Origin of the sequence: Niveispirillum irakense DSM 11586, assembly GCF_000429645.1 — a bacterium.
In the GTDB taxonomy this organism is placed as follows: Bacteria; Pseudomonadota; Alphaproteobacteria; order Azospirillales; family Azospirillaceae; genus Niveispirillum; species Niveispirillum irakense.
This window is the reverse complement of sequence record NZ_AUCG01000020.1, coordinates 331,358-357,344: the sequence shown is the minus strand read 5'-3', so window position 1 is coordinate 357,344 and position 25,987 is coordinate 331,358. Positions and strand designations below refer to the sequence as shown.

At 61.8% G+C, this 25,987-nt stretch carries 20 protein-coding genes; 13 read left to right on the top strand and 7 right to left on the bottom strand.

All coding sequences use genetic code 11. The features are described 5' to 3' along the window. Positions 1–3: 3 nt before the first annotated feature. Complete coding sequence (locus G473_RS0108650) at positions 4–2,730, bottom strand: TonB-dependent receptor (RefSeq protein WP_029012773.1); 2,727 nt, start codon at positions 2,728–2,730, stop codon at positions 4–6. Positions 2,731–2,993: 263 nt separating this feature from the next. On the opposite strand from G473_RS0108650, the gene agaR reads away from it, so the two are divergent. After that, entirely contained in the window at positions 2,994–3,785 is a 792-nt protein-coding gene (agaR, locus tag G473_RS0108645) for a transcriptional repressor AgaR (RefSeq protein ID WP_035706340.1), read from the top strand. A gap of 43 nt (positions 3,786–3,828) precedes the next feature. Here agaR and G473_RS0108640 read toward each other — a convergent pair whose 3' ends face one another. Continuing rightward, the gene (locus G473_RS0108640) at positions 3,829–4,935 is read right to left on the bottom strand and encodes an amidohydrolase family protein (RefSeq protein ID WP_029012771.1); all 1,107 of its coding nucleotides are present in this window, start codon (positions 4,933–4,935) and stop codon (positions 3,829–3,831) included. A gap of 130 nt (positions 4,936–5,065) precedes the next feature. Here G473_RS0108640 and G473_RS0108630 point away from each other — a divergent pair, with 130 nt between their 5' ends. From G473_RS0108630 to G473_RS0108590, 9 genes are all read left to right on the top strand, one after another. Then, positions 5,066–7,186, top strand: coding sequence for a glycoside hydrolase family 36 protein (locus G473_RS0108630; protein ID WP_051330045.1), 2,121 nt, complete (start codon positions 5,066–5,068; stop codon positions 7,184–7,186). 122 nt (positions 7,187–7,308) lie between these two features. Next, the gene (locus G473_RS25890; RefSeq protein WP_051330044.1) at positions 7,309–8,328 is read left to right on the top strand and encodes a glycosyltransferase family 2 protein; all 1,020 of its coding nucleotides are present in this window, start codon (positions 7,309–7,311) and stop codon (positions 8,326–8,328) included. Between the two features lie 142 nt (positions 8,329–8,470). Next, on the top strand, positions 8,471–9,031 hold the full coding sequence (gene rfbC, locus G473_RS0108620) for a dTDP-4-dehydrorhamnose 3,5-epimerase (protein ID WP_029012769.1): 561 nt from the start codon (positions 8,471–8,473) through the stop codon (positions 9,029–9,031). Between the two features lie 3 nt (positions 9,032–9,034). Then, positions 9,035–10,096 (top strand): dTDP-glucose 4,6-dehydratase, encoded by a 1,062-nt coding sequence (rfbB, locus tag G473_RS0108615; protein ID WP_029012768.1) that lies wholly within the window; start codon positions 9,035–9,037, stop codon positions 10,094–10,096. A 5-nt stretch (positions 10,097–10,101) separates the two neighbouring features. Next, on the top strand, positions 10,102–10,992 hold the full coding sequence (rfbA, locus tag G473_RS0108610; protein ID WP_029012767.1) for a glucose-1-phosphate thymidylyltransferase RfbA: 891 nt from the start codon (positions 10,102–10,104) through the stop codon (positions 10,990–10,992). Next, on the top strand, positions 10,989–11,855 hold the full coding sequence (gene rfbD / locus G473_RS0108605; RefSeq protein WP_029012766.1) for a dTDP-4-dehydrorhamnose reductase: 867 nt from the start codon (positions 10,989–10,991) through the stop codon (positions 11,853–11,855). The genes rfbA and rfbD overlap by 4 nt, the downstream gene beginning before the upstream one ends. Before the next feature lie 473 nt (positions 11,856–12,328). After that, positions 12,329–13,486, top strand: coding sequence for an aldose epimerase family protein (locus tag G473_RS0108600; protein WP_035706085.1), 1,158 nt, complete (start codon positions 12,329–12,331; stop codon positions 13,484–13,486). A 304-nt stretch (positions 13,487–13,790) separates the two neighbouring features. Further along, complete coding sequence (gene rfaE1 / locus G473_RS0108595) at positions 13,791–15,269, top strand: D-glycero-beta-D-manno-heptose-7-phosphate kinase (protein ID WP_051330043.1); 1,479 nt, start codon at positions 13,791–13,793, stop codon at positions 15,267–15,269. A gap of 132 nt (positions 15,270–15,401) precedes the next feature. Beyond that, complete coding sequence (locus G473_RS0108590; protein ID WP_029012763.1) at positions 15,402–17,120, top strand: M61 family metallopeptidase; 1,719 nt, start codon at positions 15,402–15,404, stop codon at positions 17,118–17,120. Positions 17,121–17,307: 187 nt separating this feature from the next. Here the strand turns inward: G473_RS0108590 and G473_RS0108585 are convergent, their stop codons facing one another. From G473_RS0108585 to G473_RS0108570, 4 genes are read right to left on the bottom strand one after another with little or no spacing between them, the layout of a single operon-like run. Further along, positions 17,308–17,691 (bottom strand): ArsR/SmtB family transcription factor, encoded by a 384-nt coding sequence (locus G473_RS0108585; protein WP_245580014.1) that lies wholly within the window; start codon positions 17,689–17,691, stop codon positions 17,308–17,310. Positions 17,692–17,700: 9 nt separating this feature from the next. Next, positions 17,701–20,910, bottom strand: coding sequence for an efflux RND transporter permease subunit (locus G473_RS0108580; RefSeq protein ID WP_029012761.1), 3,210 nt, complete (start codon positions 20,908–20,910; stop codon positions 17,701–17,703). Further along, positions 20,907–21,908, bottom strand: a complete 1,002-nt coding sequence (locus G473_RS0108575; protein ID WP_035706082.1) for an efflux RND transporter periplasmic adaptor subunit — start codon at positions 21,906–21,908, stop codon at positions 20,907–20,909. Before G473_RS0108575 ends, G473_RS0108580 begins: the two co-directional genes overlap by 4 nt. A gap of 17 nt (positions 21,909–21,925) precedes the next feature. Next, complete coding sequence (locus G473_RS0108570; protein ID WP_035706079.1) at positions 21,926–22,273, bottom strand: rhodanese-like domain-containing protein; 348 nt, start codon at positions 22,271–22,273, stop codon at positions 21,926–21,928. 210 nt (positions 22,274–22,483) lie between these two features. Here G473_RS0108570 and G473_RS0108565 point away from each other — a divergent pair, with 210 nt between their 5' ends. The 3 genes from G473_RS0108565 to G473_RS0108555 are packed head-to-tail and all read left to right on the top strand — an operon-like array spanning position 22,484 to position 24,443. Then, entirely contained in the window at positions 22,484–23,758 is a 1,275-nt protein-coding gene (locus G473_RS0108565; RefSeq protein WP_029012758.1) for an NAD(P)/FAD-dependent oxidoreductase, read from the top strand. Continuing rightward, entirely contained in the window at positions 23,755–24,210 is a 456-nt protein-coding gene (trxC, locus tag G473_RS0108560; RefSeq protein WP_029012757.1) for a thioredoxin TrxC, read from the top strand. The genes G473_RS0108565 and trxC overlap by 4 nt, the downstream gene beginning before the upstream one ends. A gap of 32 nt (positions 24,211–24,242) precedes the next feature. Then, positions 24,243–24,443: a YgaP family membrane protein gene (locus G473_RS0108555; protein WP_029012756.1), complete on the top strand. Its 201-nt coding sequence runs from the start codon at positions 24,243–24,245 to the stop codon at positions 24,441–24,443. A 15-nt stretch (positions 24,444–24,458) separates the two neighbouring features. Here G473_RS0108555 and G473_RS25885 read toward each other — a convergent pair whose 3' ends face one another. Beyond that, a complete protein-coding gene (locus G473_RS25885) occupies positions 24,459–25,949 on the bottom strand; it encodes a S10 family peptidase (protein WP_051330042.1) in 1,491 nt (496 codons plus the stop codon). Positions 25,950–25,987: the final 38 nt, after the last annotated feature.

Sequence of the window (25,987 nt, the reverse complement as noted above, 5' to 3'; positions counted from 1 at the left end):
AGGTCAGTACCGGGCGCGCATGCCGAAGAAGAAGGAACGGCCATTTTCTTCGTAGAAGGCCGGGACATTGCGGTGGGTATTGAACTGCCGCACCGTCTCATCCAGCAGGTTGGAGCCTTCCACGAAGACCTCCACCCGGTCGGTCAGATCGTAAGATGTGCTGAAGGACAGATCCTCGTAAGAATCGCCATGCACCGACAGGCCCTCAACAAAGCCGTCAAGCTGCACCGTGCGGCCCTTGTCGTAGGAATAGGTGACCTTGGCGCTGATCGGCCCCCTCTCATACAGAACCGACAGGTTGACCGACAGCGGGGTCACATCTTCCAGCTTGCCGCTGATCTCGCCAAACCGGGCGGAGCTTTTCGTAGCCGTGACATTGCCGGCAAAGCCAAAGCCGCTGTCATGCAGATATTGCGCGGTCAGTTCCAGACCCTTGACCTTGCCGCTGTCACCATTATCCACGGTGACGACGCTGAAGGTCTGGCCGGCGATCACTTCCTGGTCGATACCGGTGGTGATGAAGTTCTTGATATCCTTGTAGAACAAGGCACCGGCCAGCATGGAATTGGGCGCGAAATACCATTCCAGCGAGATGTCGGCCTGGTTGGCCTCGGTCGGCTTCAGGTCGGGATTGCCGTAATTATATTTGGTGAAATCACCGGTTTCCGCATTGTCGCTGCTGGCGGGCGAAAGCTGGTCCATGGAAGGGCGGGACATTACCTGGGCCGCCGCGAACCGCAGCCGCAGATCATCTTGAATGTCATAGGCGATGTTCAGCGACGGCAGCAGCTTGGTATATTTGCCGCCGCCTGATACGGGCGTCGCTTCCGACCGGACGACATCGTAATTGGCCGTCTGGTTGGGCTGTTTGGTGATGGAGATGATCTGGTCGATGGCCCCGTTGGAACGGACCTTGGTATGGATCAGGCGCAGGCCGAGATTACCGCTCCACGGGCCGCTCTGCAGGTCGAGCTGGCTATAGGCGGCGTACGTCTTCTCACTGATATCAAAGGATTCGCCCGGCAGCCGCGCAACCAGTTGGTCGGCATAGCCCACGGGATAGGGCTCACCCGTGTTCGGGTTGATGATGGCGGGATTATTTTCCGCCCGGCGCAGGGCCTCCAGATAGGCCTGATTGTCGAAGCTGGCAAAGTGGCGCGGGAAATTGCCCTTCTGCCCTTTTAGCAAATCGCCCACGGGCAGCGGTCGCACCAGATCGGCCCCGATTTCCCCGAAGGTGAAGGGATAGCCGCAGAAGCTGCATTCCGTGGCGGCATTGCCATATTGGTCATAACGCTTGTTGCGGTCATTATAGCTGATACCGACCTTCAGCTCGTCGAGGATGCCATCGGTGAAGCTGTAGATCGTGTCCAGCTTGGTACCATAGACACGGTCATCGACATCCTGGCCGGTGATGCCCAGATAATGGGCGCGGTAATCATCATTGCCGGCTTCCGACAAAGGCCGCCCATCGGGCAGGGTGATCAGGAAATCCGGCATCGCGCCATCGCGCGCGGTGAAGGCGCCGCTGGCATCGGTGACGCCAGCCACGAAGAAACGCTCTTTACCCGCACCATTGCGCGATGCCTTGCCCCAATAGCCATCAAAAACAATATCCAGCGCATCGGTGGCGTTCCACACGGCATTGGCGCCAAACAACATCGTATCGACGCTGCGCGGCTCCTCATAACTCACCGCTTCAGCCACCAGATCATCGATGATGAAATCAGTGACGACATTATTCTGATCGACCTTGATCGATCCCGGCCGGAAACGGCTGGCTTCGATGAAGTTGGACTGGGCGTAGTTACGGGTCGGCGTGTCGTAATTGCTGTAAAGACCATCGATGGTCAGTTCGAAATTGTCAGCCGGTTGGAATTGCAGCGCGCCGGTGATGCCCAACCGCTGCCGCGTGCCGATCACCGTGCCGGGGCTGTAGAAATCAGGATAGACATAGCCGGGGCTGTCTTCATCAATGGCGCCATTGCCGTTGAAATCGACCCCATTATCCGTCTCATGCTCGGCGGTGATATGATATTCGCGCAGATTATCGGTGCGGATCTTTCGCTTGGACCAGGATACCGAAACCAGAGCGCCAATCGTATCATTGGCGAAAGTATCGGCGACAACGCCGGTGACCTTCTTGCCGTATTTATCGGAGAGATCATTATATTCGCCTTCGATAGAGCCGAAGGCTGTAAATTCCTTGTAATCGAAGGGTCGGGCAGAGCGTAGATTGATCGCGCCGCCAATACCGCCTTCCATCAAGGAGGCTTGCACACCTTTGTAGACATCTGCGCCGGAGATCATCTCCGAGGGCAGCACATCGAAAGCGAATTCACGGCCGGCGCCATCGGTCGGCAGGATGCGCTCATTCAGGGTGACGATGGAAAAGCCCTGGCCCAGCCCCCGGATGGAGACATTCTGCCCCTCCGCACCGCGGGTACGGCGCACGGAAATGCCGGGCACATTGCCCAGACTGTCCGCCACATTGCGGTCGGGAAACTTGCCCAGCTCTTCTGCCGAAATACTGTCGATGACGGTTGCGGCATCCCGCTTTGCGTCGATGGAACGGGCCAGACTGGCGCGGACACCCGTGACGATGATTTCATCCAGATAAGCATCGCCGGCTGGTGGCGCTTCCTGGGATATTGCTGGCATCGCTGGAACCACACAAAAGAATGTAGCCCCCAGCAGCAGCCGGGCACGGCGATTACGTATCACTGCCATGTTCTTTCCCCTGTTCCTATTCTGTTATCGCATCTTTCCGGGGGGCACGCATGTTTCGTTTTGCCGTCCCGCTGTTCTGATTGCGTAACATAACTTGCGAATTGCGCAAAGACCGAAATCAAACGAAATGTGCAAAGCGAAGTTTTTATGAAACACTGGCCGGTGGCGTGCCGAAACGGGCATTGAAAGTTTCGTCTTGTTGCAGGATAAGATTATAGAAGTGGAAAGTGCGGGCGGGCGCCAAGTCCGGCCGCGAGGGAGGCATGATGCGCGACACCAGCGACCGCCGGCGGCGGATCACCGCCATGGTGAAGGAACAGGGCAGCGTTCAGGTGACGATGCTGTCAGAGATGTTCGGCGTGTCCGCCCAGACGATCCGCAAGGATCTGCATTATCTGGCAGATCGCGGGGTCGCCACGCGCGCTTACGGGGGGGCGATTTCGGCCGATGTGGTGGGCACCGCCATTTCCCCTGTGCCTATGGCGGCAGAGCCGGCGGTGGATACCAAGCTGGGCTTCAACCGCACGGAAAAGGAGGCCATTGGCAAGCTGGCAGCCAGCCTTGTGAAGCCGGGGGACAGCATCCTGCTGGATAGTGGCACCACCACAATCCAGATCGCGCATCACCTGCCCGATATCGAGGATTTGACCGTCGTCACCAATGATTTCGGCGTGTTATCGGCGCTGGCCACCAAGCAGAACATCCAGATCGTGATGCTGGGCGGGGCGCTGCGGCGTAAGAACATGGCTTTCTACGGCGCCCAGACCGAAGCCGCGATTGAGGAATTGCTGGTCGACAAGCTGTTTCTGGGTGTCGATGGTTTCCATCTGGAGAAGGGCATCACCACCCATTACGAGAATGAGGCGCGGCTGAACCGGAAGATGGCCACCGTTGCCAATCAGATCATCGCCGTGACCGACAGTTCAAAGTTCGGCCGCATGTGCCTGCACCGGATCATCGGGGTGGAGGAAATCGACCTGCTGATCACCGATAAGGGCGCGCCGGATTACATCAAACAGGGCGGGCTGTCCTGTGAAGTGAGGGTTGCGCCCTGACAGGGCCGATGGCGGGGATGCCCTCCCCGCCATCGCCTTACACTCAACGCCGCAGGAAAACGCGGCGCGCATTATCGTTCCAGATTTTGCTAATCACCGGGCGTGGCAGGGCCAGGCCCGGCACATTGGCGTCAAGGTCCTGGATGCGCTGGCTTTCAGCCGTTGCCATATAAATCCAGTCCGATTTCCAGAAATCCAGGGCTTCCTTTTTGAAAGCGGCGGGATCGGTGCCGGGGTTCAGCGTCAGGTCGCTGCCATAAAGGATGCGATCCTGATACTTAATGAAGAAGGCGCGCACCTTTTCCGGCTCACGCAGCGACTGATATTGGATCTGGGTCATCCGGGCCGCCATATCGACATGGGCATCGGGATAGCGGTCCAGGAAAGCCGCCAGATGATCGATGCTCCATTCCAGGCTTGCCAGATGCGCGCCGACAAAATCCAGTTTCGGGTTTCGATCCAGGAAACCATCCCGCGCCGCCATCTGATCCTCGTATGAGGGCTGATCGGGGTGCAGATACATGTGATATTGGGGATGCGCCTCGAAATAGGCGCGGTCATTCGCCGTCGTCATCTTGTCGAGCGGCTGCCAGCAATTATGCGGTTCCCCCTGATGGCCGATCAGCACCACGCCCAGGCTGCGGATGGCCGCCACCACCGGGTCGAAACCGGGATCATCAATCATCACCAGATGCCCCTGCCCGTCCCGCGCTTCCATGCCGACATTTTTCCAGATTTTCACTGCCACGGCGCCCTGGGCAACGGCATCGCGCAGCCGCTTTTCCACCCCGGCAGCCCAGCCGGCCGTTCCCCAGCCCTGCATGGAGAAGGTGGTGGCATGATGAAAGCGCGCCGGCTCCTGTCGCGCCAGGTCGCGCCCGAACCGGGCTTGATCGTCGATGGGGGGAAAATCCGGGTAATCGACATTGATGGTCAGCAGCTCGAAATTCTCTGCCCGCGCCAATTCCAGGAAAGCGGCATCGGCCGTATTGGCATGGATATGGGCGTCAAATTTTGGCACATGGCGAAAATCCTCAACCGCGTATGGATTTTCAGCGGCTGACACCGGGGGCGCCCAGGTCGCCCACATCCCGGCAAGCAGCAGCGCCGCCAGACGGTGCAGACGGCGATCTTTCGTTTTCATACCCATGAAGCCTCTCCCAGAAGCAAGATATCGAAACCAACTGCGCGATCTTATCTTTCCTTTTGTTGCCATGGTGATTCAAAAATGCAAGGCTTCTGTCGCCATCCAATCGAACAGACACAAACGGGTTAAAAAAATGAACGAACGGTCACGGCAGACGGGCATCGAACATCGGGGTATCAGCCGGCGCCATGCGTTGATCATGGGGTCCAGTTCCCTGCTGGCCCTTTCCGTCCCGCTATCCGGGGCTGCGGCCACCGGCAATCGTCCCGCCGCGACGCTGGATAATGGCCGGCTGCGGATCGAGTTTGATCATGACATGCGTAGCCGCATCATCTCCCGCCTGGGGGGAGAGCGGGCGCTGACCGATTTCGATACCGGGGAATATCTACTGCTGGCCGATGGCAGCCGCCTGGACCGGTTCCGCTATGTCGATATGAAAACAATGCCGCTGCGGGGGCCCCAGGGCGGCGGCATGCGGCACAGCCTGCGGGGTGTATCAGACGGCAAGCTGGAAAAGACGCTGACCGTCACCCAGCTTGACAGTCACCCGGCGCTGGCCATCCTGCAGGTGGAATATGCCAATCTGGGCGATGCACCGCTGGCCGTCGCCGGCTGGGTCAATGGCGCCCATCTGTTGAAGCCCGACCCCACCCATGGCGCGGACTATTGGTCCTTCAACGGTGCCTCCTTCGCTGATCGGCGTGATTGGTTGCAGCCGGCCAAACCCGGTTTCAACCAACGCAATTTCATGGGCATGAACAGTTCCGACTATGGCGGCGGCACACCGGTGCTGGATGTCTGGCGCCGTGACGGCGGGCTTGCGGTCGGGCATCTGGAAGCGACACCCAAGCTGGTCTCCCTGCCCCTGACTGTGGGTGAGGATGGCGCGCACATGGCGGTAGGGTTCGACTATGCGGAGAAGGAACCGCTGATCCTGGCGCCCGGTGGCCGCCTGAAGACGATTGAGACTTTCATCGCTATCCACCAGCGCGACCATTACGCCACCTTGCGCACCTATCGGGAAATCATGGCCCTGCGCGGCATGGGCCAGGCCCCCGTGCCCGACAGCGCCTATGAGCCGATCTGGTGCGCCTGGGGGTATGAACGCGATGTGACGATGGAGGATATTGTCGGGGCCCTGCCCAAGGCCAGAGAACTGGGCCTGAAATGGGCCGTCATTGATGATGGCTGGCAGACGGCGGAAGGGGACTGGTACCTGGACCCCAAGAAATTCCCCAATGGCGATGCCGACATGAAAGGGCTGGTCCAGCGTATCAAGGCGGCGGGGATGCGGCCCAAACTGTGGCTGGCGCCGCTGGCCGTCGACCCCGGCACCGACCTGCTGCATGACCATACCGACATGCTGCTGCTGGACAAGGATGGGGCTGTCCAGGATGTGACCTGGTGGAACAGCTTCTATCTCTGCCCCGCTTATGAAAAGACGGTGGAGAATGGCAAGGCGCTGGTGCGCAAGATCATGCAGGATTGGGGCTATGAAGGGTTGAAGATTGACGGCCAGCACCTGAACGGTGTCGCCCCCTGCTACAACCCCGCCCATAACCATGCCCATCCCTGGGAATCAGTGGAGAAGCTGCAGGATTACTGGAAGGCGATCTACGACACGGCGATAGCGATCAATCCCGATGCCGTGGTGGAGATCTGCCCCTGCGGCACCTCCTATGCCTTTCACAACATGCCTTATATGAACCAGGCCGTCGGGTCGGACCCGCTTTCCTCCTGGCAGGTGCGCCTGAAAGGCAAGAGCGTGAAGGCCCTGATGGGCGAAAGTGCCGCCTATTGCGGCGACCATGTCGAACTGGCCGACAAGGGCGAGGATTTCGCTTCTTCCATCGGGATCGGCGCCGTCATCGCCACCAAATTCACCTGGCCGCCGGTGGCAACCGAACCCGCCGCCAAATTCGCCCTGACGCCGGAACGGGAACGGCAATGGCGGCGCTGGACCGATATCTATCAGGACAAGATGCTGCCCAAGGGCACATATCGCGGGGAACTATACGATATCGGCTTTGACAAGCCGGAGGCCCATGCCGTGGAAAAGGAAGGCCGCCTGTTCTATGCCTTCTATGCTGCTGACTGGAAGGGGGCGGTGGAATTGCGTGGCCTGACGCCCGGCAAGACCTATCGCCTGCATGATTATTGGAATGACAGGCCCCTGGGTACGGCCACGGCAGCGCATAACCGGGTGGAAGCCGCTTTCCAGGATTTCCTGCTGATCGAAGCCATTCCCACCTGAAAGTGAAAGGGTATGGCCCCGGTCAACAGGGGCCATAAGCCTGAATGATTGACCCCTGGCCTTCGCTGCGCCTATGAGGGCATGAACGGCCCTCTCAGCCGGTGATGCTTTTCGGACGCAGAATGACAGGCACCAATCCGGCCTCCGTTTCCGCCAGCCCTGATAACACGACCTGCTGGATCGTCGTGTTGAACTGGAACAATGCCGCAGACACGCTTGCCTGCATCGATTCCATCATCCGGCTGCAAAAGGAGACTTGGCGCCTGGCCGTTTGCGACAACGCATCCAGCGATGGGGCGCTGGATATTCTCGCTGCAGGCTTGCAAAGCCGATTCGGCAGCCAATGGCGGAAACTGGCCGAAAAGGATGTTCCCAATACGCGGGTTGACGAGGGCTTCAAGGCCTATCTGATCGCGAACAGCGGCAATCATGGCTATGCGGGGGGAAACAATGTCGGCATGCGGCTGGCGCTGCGCGACCCGGCCATGCGCTTCGTCTGGGTGTTGAACAACGACACGGAGGTGGCGCCGGATTCCCTAGGCCATCTATTGCACCATGCTGACCTGCATCCCACACAAGGGATCATCGGCAGCACGTTACTCTACCATGACAGACCTGGCATTATTCAGGCGGCGGGCGGCGGCACCTATCATCGGTGGACGGGGCTATGCGACCATCACGGATATGGAAAACCGGCGGAAAGCCGTGATCACCATGCAAACCGTCCCCTTGATTACGTATTCGGCGCCGCCCTTTTCATCCGACGCGCCTGGCTGGAACAGGTTGGCCTCATGGATGAAAGTTTTTTTCTTTACTTTGAGGAGATCGATTACTGCCGATCTGGCCGTCATCTTTTTGATATCGGCTATTGTCCGGATTCAATGATTTATCATAAGGAAGGCGGCAGTACGGGTGGCAAGCGCCACGCCGTCAGCCTGCTCGCCGATTTTTATAATCTTCGCAATCGCTTACGCATCACCAGACGACATTTCCCATACGCTTTGCCAACGGTATGGCTGGGAATGATGATTACCATCCTCAACAGGTTGCGACGCGGACAGGCGGACCGGGTGGGGATGGTGCTTCGCATCGCCTTCCAATTCGGCCATATCGACTTCAAGGATATCCGGAGGGGGAAATAGACAACACCAACGATACGAACGCCCCCATATGGTTTTATACGCCTTATGAGACGGGTTGCCGGAGACAGGTGAGTGGGGCATAAACGCCGCCGGGGTGATCAATGGTATGATGGCATTTGAGCCGCCGGAGAGATGGAAGTAAATGGAAGTTAAAGAATTCCCAATCGCTGGGCCACGCTTGCTGGTGCCAGCCCGTCACGGCGATCATCGCGGCTATTTCAGCGAAACCTTCAATCGCCGCCGTTTTGCCGAGGCCACCGGCGTTGATGTGGATTTTGTCCAGGATAATCACTCCCTTTCCGCCGACGTCGGGACGTTGCGTGGCTTGCATTTTCAACGCCACCCATCCGCCCAGGGCAAGCTGGTCCGCGTCGTGCGCGGCGCTGTGCTGGATGTGATCGTGGATATCCGTACTGGCTCCCCCACTTTTGGCCAGCATTTAAAGGTCGAGCTTTCTGCGGAAAATGGCGCCCAATTCTGGGTACCGGTGGGATTTGCCCATGGTTTCTGCACCCTGCAGCCGGATACGGAATTCCTTTACAAAGTCACCGATTATTACAGCCCCGCCGATGATGGCGGTATTCTGTGGAACGATCCCGACCTTGGCATTGACTGGCCCTTCGGCCCTGATCAGGTGAAGCTGTCCGCCAAGGACACCAAGTTGCCGCGTCTGCGCGACCTCCCCGCCCTTTTTCATTGGTGAGACATGACCACCCGTAATCCTAAGCTGGTGCTGGTCACCGGCGGCGCCGGTTTCATTGGTTCGGCCCTCGTGCGCCATCTGATTCTGGATCGCGGCATCGCGGTTGTGAATGTCGATTCACTCACCTATGCCGCCAATCAGGATAATCTGAATCCGGTGGCTGACAGCCCACTCTATCATTTCGAAAAGGTGGATATCCGCGACCGGGCGGAGATCGACCGCGTGCTGACAACGCATAAGCCGGACACCATCATCCATCTGGCCGCCGAGTCCCATGTCGACCGGTCGATTGATGGACCGGACGCGTTCATCCAGACCAATATTGTCGGCACCTCCGTGCTGCTGGCCGCTGCCCGCGCTTATTGGTCCGGGCTGGACAAGGACGCTGCCGCCCATTTCCGCTTCCACCATGTCTCAACAGACGAGGTGTTCGGCAGTCTTGGGGCTGAAGGTTTCTTCACCGAAGAAACCGCCTATGCGCCGCGGTCCCCCTATTCCGCCTCCAAGGCGGCGTCGGACCATTTGGTCGATGCCTGGCACCATACCTATGGCCTGCCTGTCGTATTGACCAACTGCTCCAACAATTACGGGCCTTATCACTTCCCCGAAAAGCTGATCCCGCTGATCATCCTGAATGCGCTGGAATGGAAGAAGCTGCCTGTCTATGGCGACGGCCAGAATGTGCGCGACTGGCTGCATGTGGAAGACCATGCCCGCGCGCTGGCAGAAGTGATGATCAAGGCCGAGAATGGTGGCCGCTACAATATTGGCGGCAATAATGAGAAGACCAACCTGGAGGTCGTGGAGCGCATCTGCGATCTGGTGGATAAGTATCGGCCGGAGCCGGGACGTTCGCGCCGGGAGTTGATCAGCTTCGTTACCGACCGTCCGGGCCACGATCACCGTTATGCCATCGATGCCTCGAAGATCCGCCGCGACCTGGGCTGGTCGCCGCAGGAGACGTTCGACAGCGGCATTGAGAAGACAGTTCAGTGGTATCTGGAAAATGAATGGTGGTGGGGGCGGCTGCGTGCCGTTGCCGGCCAGCGTCTGGGAAAGGTGTGAGCGCCATGAAGAAGCGTAAGGGCATTATCCTGGCCGGCGGTTCCGGTACAAGGCTCTATCCCATCACCCGTGGCGTCTCCAAGCAGTTGCTGCCGGTCTATGACAAGCCGATGATCTATTATCCGTTGTCCGTCCTGATGATGGCCGGCATCACGGATATCCTGATCATCGCCACCCCGAAGGATATGCCCCAGTTCCAGGAGCTGCTGGGCGATGGCAGCCAATGGGGTGTCTGCTTCACCTATGCCGTGCAGCCCAGCCCCGACGGGCTGGCCCAGGCCTTCATCATCGGTCGGGATTTTATCGGCAACGACGACAGTGCCCTGATTCTGGGCGATAACATCTTCTATGGCCACGGGATGGACGAACTGTTGGCCAGCGCTGATCAGCGCCAAAGCGGCGCCAGCGTTTTCGCCTATCATGTCAATGATCCGGAACGCTATGGCGTGGTCAGCTTCGATGCCGGCGGCCGCGCGCTGACGATTGAGGAAAAGCCCAAGCAGCCCAAGTCCAACTATGCTGTTACCGGGCTCTATTTTTACGATAACGACGTGCTGGATATTGCGGCGAATATCAAGCCGAGCCCCCGGGGCGAGCTTGAAATCACCGATGTGAACAATGTCTACCTCCAGCAGGGCCGCCTGAATGTGGAGCGGATGGGCCGGGGTTATGCCTGGCTGGATACTGGCACCCACGACAGCCTGGTCGACGCGACGCATTTCGTGCAGACGGTTGAGCGGCGCCAGGGCCTGAAGATCGCCTGTCCGGAAGAGATCGCCTATCGCAAGCGCCTGATCGACGAGGCGCAGTTGGAGGCGCTGGCAAAGCCGCTGATGAAGAACGAATATGGTCACTATCTGCTGAAAGTGCTTGGCGAAGGGCGCGACACCCCATGACCGTCCTGATCTTCGGTCGGAATGGCCAGTTGGCAACGGCGCTGCTGCGCCGTGACTGGGGCGGGCGGGCGGTTGTGGCCTTGGGCTCAAGCGAGGCGGATATCCGCGACCCTGCCGCCATTGCTGCTGCCTTCGCCACGCACAAGCCGGATTTCGTCATCAATGCCGCCGCTTATACAGCCGTGGACAAGGCTGAATCCGACATTGAAAACGCATATGCGGTAAATGAGACGGGGCCGAGCATCATCGCCCGCGCTGCGGCAGAAGCGGGCGTTCCCTTTGTGCATGTCTCCACCGACTATGTTTTTGACGGCGCTGGCACCAGCCCTTATCGGGAAGACCAGCCTACAGCGCCGCAGGGCGTCTATGGCGCGTCCAAACTGGCGGGGGAAAAGGCGGTTGCTGCCGCTGGCGGCAAGCATGTCACGCTACGCACCTCCTGGGTATTCAGCGCCGATGGGGCCAATTTCGTCAAAACCATGCTGCGTCTGGGGGCCGACCGCCCCCAGCTCCGCGTGGTGGCCGATCAGGTGGGGCGCCCCACGGCAGCAGCCGATATCGCCGCCGCCATTGCCTTTCTGGAGCCTTTCATCGCCAATGGCAGCGCCACTGGCGTGATGCATTTTGGCGGATCGGAAGCGACAAGCTGGCACGGCTTCGCTGAGGCCATCTTTGACGAGGCCGCTGCCCATGGCCGCCCCCGTCCCCAGGTGGAGCCGATCACAACCGCCGACTATCCCACACCCGCTAAACGACCGGCTTATTCCGTGCTGGATTGCGGGCGTTTCCTGGCACTGCCGGGCGCTTCGCTCCCGGATTGGCGCGCCTCGCTGAAGACCGTTGTCGCAACGCTGACAGCATAAAACGACTGGGGCTGCGGCAGCCGCAGCCCCAGACTGCCCCTAAGCGGTTCTTCTCCCCGCCCCTAGCCCCCAGAGGCTCAACCGGCCCGCCTATTATGCCGGCTGGCTTGATCTTATTTGTCTTACAAATAGGCTTCCCTTTCTCGGATATCGGCCTTATCTCTACCCATCGTTGGATTGGCAGGGGTCTGCCTGATCAAAGGGATCATCAGCGTGGGTGATAATTCCAAGTGGTCGGATCGCACAAGGTCATCGCACCGGAGCTATGACAATTCAGCCTCTATGGGTTGGAAGTTGCGGTTTCCCACCACTTTCCCCACGAACCATCCCGACACCGAAATCTGCCTATCTAAACGCCCGCCCACCGTCACCATTTGGTCCGGCATGGCGTGATGCGGGGTTCTTTCAGTGGTCAATCCCGGCTGCCGTCGCCGGTAGACCAAGATAAATCGCGGCTGATTGGGAGGAAAACCATGTTCAAAAAATACGCCCTGCTTTTATCCACCGCAATTACAGCCTGCCTGATGGCCGGCAGCGCTGACGCGGCAACCGCGCGTAAATCGACCTTCGGGAAGCTGCCCGACGGGCGCGAGGTGACCGCCGTCACCTTGAGCAACGGAAAGGGGGTTTCGGCGACTGTCATTGCCTATGGCGCGGGCCTGCAATCCCTGATCATGCCGGATCGCGACGGCAAAGCCGCCGATGTTGCGCTGGGCTATGACAATCTTCAGGGCTATCTCGATAAGCGGCAGTTCATGGGCAGCACGGTGGGCCGCTTTGCCAACCGTATCGCCGCCGGCCGCTTCACCCTGGATGGGCAGACCTACCAGACGACGATCAACGATGGGAAGAACGCCCTGCATGGTGGCACCGTGGGCTTTGATACGGTGCTGTGGGATGTACAGTCAGTGAAAGAAGGCGATACCGCCTCCGTTACGCTGCGCTATGTCAGCCGCGATGGCGACCAGGGCTATCCCGGCACCATGACAGTCGATGCCACCTATTCGCTGAGCGAAACCAACGAACTGACCATTGATTACCGCGCTGTCACGGATAAAGCGACCATCGTCAATATCACCAACCATGCTTACTGGAACCTGATGGGTGAGGGCGCGGTCGAAGGTGCGATGGGCCATGTGCTGACCATCCCGGCTGAAACCTATCTGCCTACCGATGCCGGCTCCATCCCCACGGGCGAGTTCCGCTCCGTTGCCGGCACGGTATTTGATTTCCGCACGCCGCAGCCGATTGGCGCGCGCGTGCGCAATGCGTCGGACGAACAGATCCGTTTTGGCCGGGGGTACGATCATAACTGGGTCATCACCCGGACCCCGCCCAAGGACATGCAATTAATGGTGCGGGTTGTGGCGCCCGGTTCGGGCCGCGGGTTTGAGCTGTGGTCCAACCAGCCCGGCCTTCAGTTCTATTCCGGCAATTTCATGGATGCCACCACCCACGGCAAGGCAAAGAAAATCTATCGCATGGGCGACGCCATCGTGCTGGAGCCGCAGAACTTTCCCGATGCCCCTAACCAGAAGGGTTTCCCCAGCGCCCGTCTTGAACCGGGACAGACTTATCGCAATGTCATGACCTATCGCCTGCTGACCAACCTGCCGGCGGATGCGAAATGATCCACTGAGGGTCGCCCCGCAGCACCCAAAATAGAAGATAGTGCCCTCGCCCGCCCTCTTCCGTCCGGTCACTACCCCCTGGTACCATCAGGGGGATATTGGATGTAAAGGGGCGGGCTTTATGATTGTTACAGACGGTGCCGCTTTATCGGGCTCAGCATCAGTATTCCGATACATGCCGGTCTTTCACGCCTGTGTGCTGCCAGCTATACCAGCACCATGACCAGCCTGGAGGGTGATTTGGCCTTTTCCGTGCCGAATGATCTCTCCCCTGCCTCCTATCGCTGAAAGGCCCGTTGCGCGCATGACCGGACCCCTTCCCCAGTCTGATGTGTCCTTGGTCGATATCATCGCCACCCTGGCCGGCGCCCGGCTGGTCATTGTCGGCGATATCATGCTGGATCGGTTTATCTATGGCGATATTGACCGGATTTCGCCGGAAGCGCCGGTGCCCGTGCTGAAATATGACCATCGGCGGGAAATGCTGGGCGGGGCCGGCAATGTCGCCGCCAATGCAACGGCGCTGGGGGCGGGCATCACCCTGCTGGGGCTGGTGGGAAAGGACGCAGCCGGGGAACGGGTACGGGAGCTTGTAGCCAGCCTGCCGGGTGGCCAGGGGCATCTTTTCACCCGCGCGGCAGGCCCGACCACGGTGAAAACCCGCATCGTTGCCCGGCAGCAGCAGATGCTGCGCCTGGATGAGGAGATCACCAGCCCGCCGACAGCGACGGAGCAGGCCGACCTGCTGGCGGCCCTGGCAGCCGCCCTGCCCGATGCCGATATCCTGCTGCTGTCCGATTATGCCAAGGGTGTGTTGGCCGGCGACATGCCCGCCCGGATGATCCAGGCCGCCCATGCCGCCGGGCGACGGGTGATCGTGGACCCCAAGGGCCGCGATTATGGCCGCTACCGCAGTGCCGACATACTGACCCCCAATCTGGGGGAACTGCGTCAGGTCAGCGACAATCCGTGTGAGGATGACGCGCAGGTGGTGGATGCCGCACGCCTGCTGCTGAGCAAGTTTGGCTTTGGCGCCATTATCGTGACCCGGAGCGAACAGGGCATGTCGGTTGTCACCGCGACAGAGGCGGTGCATCTGCCGACCATGGCGCGCGAAGTGTTCGACGTGTCGGGCGCTGGCGACACCGCCGCTGCCATGCTGGCCTGTGCCCTGGCGCGGGGGGCCGGCTTGGCCGATGCGGCACGGTTGGCCAACGCCGCCGCCGGCATCGTGGTCGGCAAGCTGGGCACGGCCCAGGTGACCGCGGCAGAGGTGGCGCTGGCGCTGCGCCAGCAGGAGGCGGGCGATATCGACGCCAAGATCGCCGACGCGCGGGAAGCCCGCATCCTGGCCAACCAATGGCGGGAACGCGGATTGAAGGTGGGCTTCACCAATGGCTGTTTCGACCTGCTGCATCCGGGCCACCTCTCACTGCTGCGTCAGGCACGGGCGGGGTGCGACCGGTTGATCGTTGGCATGAACGATGATGCCTCCGTCCGCCGCCTGAAGGGCGATGCCCGGCCCGTGCAGACAGAAGGCGCCCGCGCCGCCGTGCTGGCCTCGCTGCAACTGGTTGATCTGGTCGTACCTTTCACCGAGGACACGCCCCTGAGCCTGATTGAAACCGTGCGCCCGGATGTGCTGGTGAAGGGGGCGGATTACCGCATTGATCAGGTGGTGGGTGCTGATCTGGTGCAATCCTATGGCGGCCGGGTGCTGCTGGCGGAACTGAAGGAAGGGTTCAGCACCACCCGCACCGTGGCACGCATTACTGGTCGCTGATGCGACCACCCGCCATATCGCGACGCGGCGCATAAGTTTCCCGATCCAGGGCCTTGGCAGCGGAAGGAACGGCAAGAATTATCCCCCGCCTGCACCTTAGACTGGTCGTCACCGTCGGATACGGAGGACCGGATGTCAGTCACACGCCTTGCCCGAACCACCCTGCTTGCAGCCCTGCTGGCGGGAACGGCCACCATCGCAGCCAGGGCGTCCGGTCCTGACAGCCTGCCGCCCCTGGATGTGGTGCTGGCCCCGCACGCCAGCGGCGGCATTGTGGACCGGATGGGTGTGACCCTGCGCATCGGCCAGCCGGCGGTGAAGGCAGGAGAGGCATTGCTGCGCATGCCGCTGACCCTGGTTTCCACCCCCACCGCCCGCTATGACACCGCCGCCATCACCGCGCAGGACGACAAGGGCGCCTTGATCCTGACGGCAGTGGAGGAGGAGCCGACGCCGACCGGTGTCTACCGGCAATGGACCGTAGAGCGGGATACGGTGGGGGATGTCACCGTCCGCTATGCCGGGCCGCCCCGGCCCGTGAATGCGGAAACCCGCAACGGCCCCCTGTTCGACCTGCGCGCCGAGGCTGGCGGCGTGATCGGGGCTGGTGTTTATTTCTACGCCTTGCCGACCCGCAAGGAACCCTACCGCATCGCCCTGAAATGGGATTTGTCCAGCATGCCCGCCGGATCGCGCGGGATCTGGAGCCTGGGCGAAGGGGCGCAGGAAACCGTGGGTCCGGCCGATATGCTGGCCTTCTCCTTCTATGCCGCCGGGCCGGTGAAAAGCCTGCCCGCGGATGGCAAGGGCGATTACGGTTTCTACTGGTTAAGCCAGCCGCCCTTTGACCCGGAGGCGCTGGCCGTCAAGACAGAGAAACTTTATCATTACATGTCGCGCTTTTTTGAGGATGAGGGTGCGCCCTACCGCATCTTCATGCGCGCCAACCCCTATCCGGCGGGCGGCGGCACCGCCTTGGCCAAATCCTTCATGTTCGGCTATGGCAGCGATGGCAACACCATCGCCGAAGGGCCGGACATGCTGCTGGCGCACGAGATGGCGCATAATTGGCCGAAGCTGAATGGGGAGGAGGATCATGCCGAAACCTCCTGGTACACCGAAGGCACGGCGGAATATTACGCCGCCATCCTGGCCCTGCGCGCCGGCATCATCGACCATGACAAGTTCCTGTCGGTGATCAATGCCCATGCCCTGTCCTATTATGGCAATCCCTATCGCACCCTGTCCAACAAGGCGGCAGGGGAAAAATACTGGAGCGATGCGCGCGCCCAGAAAATCCCCTATGGGCGCGGCTTTCTCTATCTGATCCAGGTGGACACGCAGATGCGCGCCGCATCCGGCGGCAAACGCTCCCTGGATGATCTGGTGCTGGAAGTGCTGCGCCGCCAGCGCGCGGGTGAGAAGATTGGCAACGCGCAATGGGTGGAAATGGTGGTGCGGGAGCTAGGCCCCGATGCCAAGGCCGCCTTCGATGCCATGGTGGCAGGACAGCCTCTGGTGATGCCGAAGGCCAGCTTCGCGCCCTGCTATCAAGCCGTTCCCACCGTCACCCAAGCGTTTGAGCTGGGGTTTGACGAGATGCGCCTGGGCGTGGTGAAGAACCTGCGCCCCGGCACAGCCGCCGCCAAGGCCGGCGTGCAGGAGGATGATACGATCCTGTCCATGACGGCCCTGAAACTGCTGCGCGCCGACCCGTCCTTACCCATGGTGCTGCGTGTCCGCCGCAACGGCCAGGAACAGACCATAACCTATCTGCCGCGCGGAGAAGAAGCCCCGGCCTATCGCTGGGAAAGGGTAGCGGGCACGAAGGATGCAGCCTGCAAGCTGTAAGGGGGGCTGGTGTTTGTCAGGCTTAGGTTGGATCAACCTCCACCGTCACCCCGGCGAAGGCCGGGGTCCAGAATCACAAGCTCTTTGCTTTACGAAACTGGACCCCGGCCTTCGCCGGGGTGACGGAAGTGAGGACAATGTCCGATTCCAGTTAAACCTGACAAACTCTAAGCCCACCCACCTGTCTTCATGCAGTAGCGCAATCCCCCGCCCCCGGATCGGCACAGTAAATGCCGTAGAGCGTCATGATCACCTTTTCCGCTTCCGGGCTGGAAAGGGCGTAATAGATGGTCTGGCCATCGCGGCGGGCCCTTACCAGCCCGTCCTTGCGCAGCAAGGCCAGTTGCTGGGATACGGCGGTGTCGCGCAGGGCGATGCGCTGGGCCAGGTCGCCGACGGAACGTTCGCCTTCCAGCAACTGGCACAGGATCATCAGCCGGCTGCGGTTTCCCAGCGACTTTAACAGATCCACGGCACGGTCGGCGTTGGCCTGCATCTCTTCCATATTCATGCCCTTGAGATAAAAGCCGGAGGGGGCAACGTCAATGGCGGGGCCCGCTGACCCCGCCATGGCGCAAAATCATACCACCGTATCCGCATCACGCAGCACCACGTAAAGGGCCGGGATCACCAGCACCGTCAGCAGGGTGGAAGATGCCAGCCCGAACAGCAGGGACACGGCCAGCCCCTGGAAGATCGGATCGGTCAGGATGGTCGCGGCCCCGATCATGGCGGCCAGCGCCGTCAGCAGGATCGGCTTGAAGCGTACCGCCCCGGCTTCCAGCAGAACTTCCCGCAGCGTATGGCCCTTGCCCGCCCCGTGGCGGATGAAATCCACCAGCAGGATGGAATTGCGCACGATGATGCCGGCCAGCGCGATGAAGCCGATCATGGAAGTGGCGGTGAAGGCCGCCCCCATCAGCCAATGGCCCAGCATGATGCCCAGCAGCGTCAGCGGAATGGGGGTCAGGATCACCAGTGGCAGCTTGAAACTGCGGAACTGCGCCACCACCAGCACATAGATGCCCAAGATCGCCACGCCGAAGGCGGCCCCCATGTCGCGGAACGTGACATAGGTGACCTCCCATTCCCCGTCCCACAACAGGGTGGGCGTGCTTTCATCCGCCGGCTGGCCGGCCAGCGCGATGGTGGGTTTGGGCAACCCACCCCAATCATGGGCGTCGATGGCATCGGCCACCGCCCCCATGCCATAGATCGGCGCCTCATACCGGCCCGCCAGTTCCGCCGTCACCATGTCGGCGAAATAGCCGTCGCGGCGGAACAGGACGGGGGTGCCCTCCTCCCGCGTCACGTGGACAAGTTCACCCAACTCCACCACCCGGTTTGATCCGGGGATGGCGTTGGCCGGCACCGGCGTGGCGGCCAGCCGCGCTGTCCAGGCCCGGTCTTCCTTGGGCAGGGCGATGGCGATATCCAGCGGATAGCGTTCCTCCCCGCGATGGGAATAGCCTAGCCGGCTGGTGCCCAGGATGCCAGCCAGCGCATCATAAACAGCCGCCTGCTCCACCCCGTAATATTCCAAGCGTTCCTGGTCGATGGCGATGCGCAGGCGCGGCTGGGGCGTGCCATAGCTGTCATCAATATCGGTGATGAAGGGAATGGTGGCGAACAGCTTGCGCACCTCCCCCGCCACGGCACGCCGTGTGGCGGCATCGGGACCGTAGATTTCCGCCAGCAGGGTTGCCATCACCGGCGGGCCGGGCGGCACCTCCACCACCTTCAGGCTGGTGCCTTCCGGCAGCGCCAGGCCCGCCAGCAGCCGGGCGCGCAAATCCAGGGCGATATCGTGGCTGGCGCGGTCGCGCTCCTCCTTGGGTGCCAGATTGATCTGCACCTCGCCCAGTTCCGGGCTGGCACGCAGGAAGCTGTGTCGCACCAGCCCGTTGAAATTGAACGGGGCCGCCGTGCCGGCATAAATCTGGGCGGAGTGCAGTTCCGGCAGTGTGCCGGCAATATCCGCGGCCTGGAACAGCAGGCGCTGTGTCTGTTCCAGGCTGGACCCGCGCGGCAGGTTCACCTGGATCGACAATTCAGATTTATTGTCGAAAGGCAGCAGCTTCACGGTCACGCTTTTGCTGGCAAACAGCCCCAATGCTGCGACCGTCGCCAGCCCCACAACCGCCAGGAAGCGCCCGGCATGACGGCGGGAAGAGAGCAGCTGTGTCGCCACCCGGCGGTAAAGCCGGCCCAGCGGCCCGCCATCATGCGCCTCCCCATGCCCAGCGCCAGCCCCGCCCTTGCCCGTCAGTTTCAGCATCAGCCAGGGGGCCAGCACCATGGCGGCGAAGAAGCTGAACAGCATGGCCGCCGACGCGTTGACCGGGATGGGGGCCATATAGGGGCCCATCATGCCCGACACGAACAGCATGGGCAGCAAGGCCGCAATCACGGTCAGAGTGGCAACGATGGTGGGGTTGCCCACCTCCGCCACCGCCTCCACGGCGGCGGTCAACCGGTCGCGCCCATCCTTCATGGCCCAATGGCGGGCGATATTCTCCACCACCACAATGGCATCATCGACCAGGATGCCGATGGCGAAGATCAGGGCGAACAGGCTGACCCGGTTGATCGTATAGCCCATCAGATGGGCGGCGAAGAGGGTCATCAGGATGGTGACGGGGATGACGACCAGCGTCACCAGCGCCTCCCGCCGGCCAATGGCAAACCAGATCAGCGCCACGATGGACAAGGTGGCCAGCCCCAGATGGAACAGCAGTTCATCGGCCTTTTCCGATGCGGTCTGGCCGTAATTGCGCGTCACCTCCACCCGCACCCCGTCGGGGATCAACCGTCCGCGCAGACTGTCCACCCGCTCCAGGATGGCATCGGCCACCACCACGGCATTGGCCCCGGCACGTTTGGCCAGGGCGATGGTGACGGCGGGGCTGCGCGTCCAGGCGCCCTTGTCATCGCGCACCTGGGTCCAGGCGGACTGATCCAGCGGGGCGCTATCCAGCACGACCTTGGCGACATCCCGCACATAGACCGGGCGGTTGTCACGGCTGGTCAGCAGCAGCAGGCCGATATCGGGCACGCCTTCCAGCGTCTGCCCCGCCGCAATCGTCACACTCTGCCCACTATCCAGCAGCCGCCCAGCCAGGAAAGACCGGTTGGCGCCCGTCAGCTTGGCGGTCAACTGCTCCAGCGTAATGCCGTAAAGGGCCAGCTTTTCCGGGTCGGGCTCCACCCGCACCTGTTCATTCACCCGGCCTGAAAGATATGTCGGGCCAATATCGGGTACCTTGATCAGCTCCGTGCGCAGCTTCTCCGCCAGCTTGCCCAGGTCGCGGTCATGCCAGCGGTCCTGCATCCCCGGTTCCGCCGACAAGGTCAGCGTGACGATGGCAACATCATTGATGCCGCGCCCGATAATGGAGGGCTCCGGAATGCCGACGGGAATTTCCCCCATATGGGCACGGATCTTGGCATGCACGCGCAGGATGGCATCATCCTCATTCGTACCGACCTTGAACCGCGCCGTCACCATGACGCGGTCATCCTCCGTCTGGCTATAGACGTGATCCACGCCATTGATACCCTTGACGATGGCTTCCAGCGGCTTGGTCACCAGTTCCACCGCGTCCGGCGCCTTCAGCCCATCGGCGGCGACCATGATATCGACCATGGGCACGCTGATCTGCGGCTCCTCCTCCCGCGGGATCACGGCCAGGGCAATCAGGCCGGCAACCAGGGAGGCCAGCAGGAACAAAGGCGTCAGCGGCGACCGGATGGTGGCCCGCGTCAGATGACCGGAAAGTCCCAACTTCATGGCTGCACCATGATATCGCCTTGGGTGAGGCCGGACAGGATTTCGATCCCTTCCGGCAGGCCGGGCAGTGGCCGCTTCTGGCCCCGCTGCACCGGCACGTCCGCTACGCTGCCATCAGCTTGCCGCAGATGGGCATAGTCCATCCCGAAGCGGGTGGTCAGATAGCGGGCCGGCACGATGATCGTCGGGCGGGCGCCGGTCGGCACCCAGACACGCACCCGCTGGCCGACATGATAATCGCCCAGCCCTTCCATCCGGGCATCGGCTTCCACCCGACCATCACTGATGCGGGGATAGACCAGGGTGATGGTGCCCGCCCCGTCCTTGCCATCGGCCTGGGCCTTGTCACCGGCATCCAGCCGCACGGGGTCACCCTGTTTCAGGCTGGTAGCATGGCGTTCCGGCAGGGACAGGCGCAGCACATAATCGCGCTCCGCGATGGTTGCCACCGCCTCCCCCGGCATCACCACCGTGCCCAGCGTCACCGGCACGCTCAACACCCGGCCACCTGTGGGGGCCAGCACCGCGCCTTCATTCATCTGCTGGCCGATAACGGCGCGCTCCGCCGTGCGGGCCTTCAGGTTGTTGGCGGCCACATTGGCGGCGGTGCGCAATTCCTCCAGGCGCTGGCGGGTGATAAAGCCATTTTTGGACAGTTCCTCCCCCCGCTTCAGGTCGGCCTGGGCCTGATCCAGTTGTGCAGTGGCGGCGGCGATCTGGGCTTGCAGCGCGCCTTGCTGTAAGGCCAGCTTCTCATCCCCGATGGTGGCGATCACCTGACCTGCCGTCACGGCGTCCCCTTCCCGCACCGACAGGCCGGTGATGGTGCCGCCGGTGCGCACACGCGCTGGCACGACATTCACACTTTCCACCGTGGCATAGACGGATTTCTCGTCCGGCAGGTTCTGCACCGCGACGGTGAAATTCTCCCCCGCCGCCAGCGCAGGGCCGGCCACAAGGGTGAGGAGCAAAAACGGGAACAGCAGGCGCTTGCGCATGGCGGCTTTCCTTGATCTTACCGGCGGTCGATGACGCCGCCGCTGGCCGGGTCCAGCGTGATGGTGGGCAGGCGCGCTGCCATCCAGCCCTGGATGCCGCCCGTCATATGCTCATGATGATTGATGCCGGCCTGCTGGCATTTCGCCACCGCCATGGCCGACCGTTTGCCCGACCCGCAATGGAAGATCACCCGCACCTTGTCCGGCGGCGGCAGGGCGCCAGGATCGAAACTGGAAAGCGGGAACAGCACCGCCCCATGGATGCGCGCAGACGCAAATTCCTGCGGCTCCCGCACATCCACCAGCAGGATCTCGCGCGCTTGCAGCAATTGCTGGACCGTGGCGGGGGAATGTTCCTTGATCATGAGCCGATCCCTTAAAAACAAATATTCAGATATATGAAGGTATATCGGGAACCCTTCCGCCGTCAACCGAATGAGGCATGAAGCGACCGCATGTCTCTCGGCTCAGTTGCGATATATCTTCATATTTTAGAAGATATCATTATGTGCATATCATAGGGAAGAAATGGCATCGGGACGCGCGTTCCCGGATCAAAAGGGAGGTTTTGAGAAATGGCCGAGATTGTCGTTCTGGGTGCCGGGCTTGGCGGGACCATGATGGCTTATGAACTGCTGCCCCAACTCCGCCCCGGTGACCGGCTGACCGTTATCGGCCAGGGCCGGATCTTCCAGTTTGTCCCTTCCAACCCCTGGCTGGCCGTAGGGTGGCGGGAAAAGGCGGATGTGGAGGTGGATCTGGCCCCCATCATGGCGCGCAAAGATATCCGTTTCATTGATGCCGGGGCCGAGCGGGTATATCCCACGGAAAACCGGATCACATTGGGCGACGGAACCGACCTTGCCTATGATTATCTGGTCATCGCCACCGGGCCGGACCTGGCCTTTGACGAGGTGCCGGGCCTTGGCCCCGATGCCCATACCCAATCCATCTGCCAGACGGCCCATGCCGCCCACGCCTTCACGGCGTTTGAGAAACTGTGCGCCGATCCCGGCCCGGTGATCATCGGCGCCGCCCAAGGCGCGTCCTGCTTTGGCCCGGCCTATGAATTCGCTTTCGTGCTGGATACGGAACTGCGCAAGCGCGGCATCCGCGACCGGGTGCCGATGACCCTGGTCACCCCTGAACCCTATATCGGCCATCTGGGGCTGGATGGGGTGGGCGACACCAAGGGCATGATGGAAAGTGAGCTGCGCCAGCGCCACATCAAATGGGTCACCAATGCCCGGGTGAAGGAGGTGCGGCCCGACCAGATGCTGGTGGAGGAAATGGCCGAGGGCGGCCAGATCGCCCGCACGCACGATCTTCCCTTTGCCTTTTCCATGCTGCTGCCCGCCTTCCGGGGCGTGCCGGCCATCCGGGGGATTGAGGGGCTGACCAATCCGCGCGGCTTTGTCCTGACCAACAAATATCAGCAGAACCCCGCCTTCCCCAATATCTTCGCCATCGGTGTCTGTGTGGCCCTGCCGCCCATCGGGCCGACGCCGGTGCCGGTGGGTGTGCCCAAAACCGGGTTCATGATCGAATCCATGGCCACGGCGACAGCGCTGAATATCGGCGCCCTGCTGCGCGACGGGCAGCCCAAGCATGTGCCCACACTGAACGCCGTCTGTCTGGCTGATTTCGGCGATGGCGGTGTCGCCTTCGTCGCGAAGCCGCAAATTCCGCCGCGTAATGTCAACTGGTCGGCCAAGGGCGGCTGGGTGCATTACGCCAAGATCGGGTTCGAGAAATATTTCCTGCACAAGGTCCGGCGCGGCACGGCGGAACCTTTCTACGAACATTTCCTGATGGAACGGCTCAACATCAAAAAGGTGAAGGAGGGATGATGGATAATCCCGCCACCCGCCATCTGGTCTGTCCCGCCTGTCTGGCGATCAACCGCGTCCCAGTGGACCGGCCGGCCAAGGGCGCCAATTGCGGCGCCTGCCACAAGCCCCTGTTCACCGGAAAGCCGGTGGAGGTGACGGCGGCAGCCCTGGAAAAGCACCTGACGCGGGGTGACCTGCCCGTCCTGCTGGACCTGTGGGCGCCCTGGTGCGGCCCCTGCCGCCAGATGGCACCGCAGTTTGACCGCGCCGCCGCTTTGCTGGAACCCCAGGTCCGGCTGCTGAAGCTGAATGTGGATGGGGAGCCGGAAATGTCCGCCCGCCTGGGCGTACAGGGAATCCCCACCCTCATCCTGTTCCAAGCCGGGCAAATCCTGGCCCGCCAGTCCGGCCTGATGGCGGCAGAACACATCGCCGCCTGGGTCCTGTCCCACCTGTCACCCGCCCGGTGACAGGCTTCCTGCGATCGAAGGAGTCTTGAGAAATGAATGTCGATAAGGCCGTTCTGTCGTTTGCCGGTTTCATGGTGCTGCTCAGCATCGCGCTGGCCTGGCTGGTCAGCGATATGTGGCTGCTGCTCACCCTGTTTGTCGGCGTGAATATGCTTCAGGCCGGGATCACCGGCTTTTGCCCTGCCGCCATGATCCTGCGGCGGCTGGGCCTGCCGCGCGGCACCGCGTTCTGAACCGGATATGCCGCCTCACTGCCCCCGGATGAAGCCCTGCAGCATGGCCTTCATCCGGGCGCGGTTGCTTTCCCCCTCGAACGGGCTGTGCCCGGCATCGAACAGCGCTTCCGTGAAGCGATCGGGCGGGATGCCAGCATGGTCAATGGCATAGCGCGCCGCCAACACCGGCACCGCCAGATCATAATAGCCGCCCACCAGCAACAGCCGCAGCCCCGGCTTGTCGCGCAGCAAGGCCGCGATATTGGCCGTGGGGTTGACGTAATATTGCGTACCCTGACCGGCGGGGCGGAAATCCCAGCGGAAATTCACATCCAGGGTCAGCGATACATAATCCCGGCCCGCCGGCAGCCCCAGTTCCTGCTGGAAATAGCGGGTCGCCGGAGCGGAGATGATGACATTGCTGCGCCCCAAGCCCAGCGACGGGTCATTGGCAGCCGCCGGGCGGCCCGCAACCTCCTGCTTGGGCAGCGGTGCCGTCACCCGTGCATCCAGCCGGCCCACGCGCAAACCCTTGTCGGCCAGCAGCCGATCCACGAACAGGTCGGTTGGCACACGCAGATTCTGTTCAAGCACCGTTGCCACATCCAGCCCGGTCAAATCCGCCACCCGGCGGGCAATGCGTTGCCGATCCGCCGCCGGCAGGCGCGTTCCCTGCAACAAAGCCAGCGCATAATCGGACTGAGCGAAGGCGGCGGCCTCGTTGAACACAGCCACTACATCACCGCTTCTGGCCTTCCCCTTGCCATGCCGCCACGCGGCCACCGCGTAACTGGGCAGGCGGAAAATATGCGGCAGGTCATTGCCCACCGCCTCTTCCGACGCGCTGGCATCCAGCAGGGGGGAGATCAGGATCAGCCCGGCAAGGTTCAAATCCCCCGCATCCTTGGCCAGGGTCGCCAGCCGGAAGCCGCCATAGCTCTCCCCGGCGATATAGACCGGGGACGCGGTGCGGCCATTCTCCCGCAGCCAGTCGCGGATCAGGTCCAACACCGCCCGCGCATCGCCATCCACCGACCAGAAGGGTTGGCCGTCGCCACCGGGCAGCACGCGGCTGAAACCCGTGCCCACCGGGTCGATAAAGACCAAATCGGCATCCACCAGGGGGGTGTGGGGATTATCCACCAGGGTGCGGCTGCCATCGGCGGCCCGTTCAATCAGCCGGGGGCCGAACGCGCCAAAATGCAGGGGGGAGGAAGAGGCACCCGGACCCCCATTGAAAGCGAACAGAACGGGTCGCGCCAGGTCCAGCGGCTGGCGCAGATAGGCGGTGGCCGACAGGGTGGCCAGCGGCTTGCCCGCCGCATCTGCCAATTCCCGTTCGGCAAAGCGTGCCTCATAGGCAAGGGGCGCGCCGGGTAATTCCAGCCGATGTTGGCTGATCACCGGCCCCAGGAGGGGGCCTGCCACCTCTGGCACGGGCGCCATGGTCGGCTCCGCGGCCCCTGCCGGCAGCACAAAGGCCAGACCCGTCAGTAACGCCAGACCCGCGATCCTTGCCCGCATGTTCCAATGCCCCTGCTCTGTCCGATCTCGATAAGGAT